Source organism: Mesorhizobium sp. M4A.F.Ca.ET.050.02.1.1, from assembly GCF_003997725.1.
In the GTDB taxonomy this organism is placed as follows: Bacteria; Pseudomonadota; Alphaproteobacteria; order Rhizobiales; family Rhizobiaceae; genus Mesorhizobium.
This window is the reverse complement of record NZ_RZSG01001126.1, coordinates 1-1,427: the sequence shown is the minus strand read 5'-3', so window position 1 is coordinate 1,427 and position 1,427 is coordinate 1. Positions and strand designations below refer to the sequence as shown.

At 67.8% G+C, this 1,427-nt stretch carries 2 protein-coding genes and 1 pseudogene; all 3 read right to left on the bottom strand.

The window, feature by feature from the left end; genetic code table 11:
• The coding region (locus EOA33_RS35620; protein ID WP_281033592.1) for a cyclic pyranopterin monophosphate synthase MoaC at positions 1–171 on the bottom strand (171 nt) is incomplete at its 3' end.
• A 2-nt stretch (positions 172–173) separates the two neighbouring features.
• The gene (gene trpC / locus EOA33_RS35615) at positions 174–986 is read right to left on the bottom strand and encodes an indole-3-glycerol phosphate synthase TrpC (protein ID WP_127407715.1); all 813 of its coding nucleotides are present in this window, start codon (positions 984–986) and stop codon (positions 174–176) included.
• Positions 987–990: 4 nt separating this feature from the next.
• Positions 991–1,427, bottom strand: a pseudogene (locus EOA33_RS35610) (anthranilate phosphoribosyltransferase); the annotation flags it as partial.

The window sequence follows — 1,427 nt, the reverse complement described above, 5'->3', positions numbered from 1 at the left end:
GCCAAGCACGTCGCCCTTCTTGGCATCGCCGGCAAGGATCATCTCCAGCGTTTCGGCGCGCATCGAGACAAAACCCTCGGCGATCGCGGTGCGCACCGTCTCGGCCTTGTCGCCGACGTCGACCATGTTGGCTTCGCCCGAAGCGCCAAGGTGGGTGAGGGAGGTCGCCATGGTCAGAGCGCCTCGGCTGGCGCCCTGCCCGTGAGCAGAAGCTGCGTTGCGGCGGCCACATCGGCTTGCCGCATCAGGCTCTCGCCGACCAGGAAAGTGCCGATCTTGCACTTCTCCAGCCTGCGGCAGTCCTGATGCGTGAAGATGCCGCTTTCGCTGACCAGCAGCCGGTCGGCCGGCACCATCGCCGCCAGCCGCTCCGAAACGTCCAGGCTGGTCTCGAATGTCCTTAGGTCGCGGTTGTTGATGCCGATTAGCCGCGAGGAGAGCCGGAGCGCCCGCTCCATCTCGGCCTCGTCATGCACTTCGACCAGCGCATCCATGCCGAGTTCGAAGGCCGCAGACTCGAGCTCGCGAGCCATCGCGTCGTCGACGCTCGCCATGATGATTAGGATGGCGTCGGCACCCCAGGCGCGGGCCTCGAACACCTGATAGGCGTCGAACAGGAAATCCTTGCGAAGCGCGGGCAGGACAACGGCGGCGCGGGCGGCGGCGAGGAATTCCGGCGCACCCTGGAAGGACGGCTCGTCGGTCAGCACCGACAGACAGGCGGCGCCACCTTTCGCGTAGGCCCTGGCCAGCGCCGGCGGATCAAAATCGGCGCGGATCAGCCCCTTGGACGGGCTCGCCTTCTTGATCTCGGCGATCAGCCCGAAGCTGCCGGCCGCGCGCCTGGCTTCGAGCGCGGCAAGAAAACCGCGCGGCGCCTCGGCGCCATCTGCCCGCGCCTTGATCTCGGCCAGCGGCACGCGCCGCTTCGCCGCCGCGATCTCCTCGCGCTTGTAGGCTTCGATCTTGCGCAGGATGTCGGACAAGGCTCTACCCGTTCGAAATTTCGACCAGCCGGCCGAGCACCTGGAGCGCCCGGCCACTGTCGATCGCTTGCGCAGCGCTCGCCATGCCGTCGGCCAGCGTTGTTGCCTTGCCGGCCACCACCAGGCCGGCACCGGCATTCATCAGCACGGTGTCGCGATAGGCGCCCGCGGCACCTCCCAGCATATCGCGCAGCGCCTTGGCATTGTAGGCCGCGTCGCCGCCGCGCAACTCGTCCTTGGTATGGCGCTTCAGGCCGACCGCCTCGGGGGTGAGCGCGAAGGTGCGGATCTCGCCGCCGGCAAGTTCCGCCACCTGCGTCTCGCCGGTGGTGGTGATCTCGTCATAGCCGTCGCCGTGAACGACCCAGGCGTGCTCGGTGCCCAGCGCCTTCAACGCCTCGGCAACCGGCATGATCCATTCCGGCAGGAACACGCCGACCA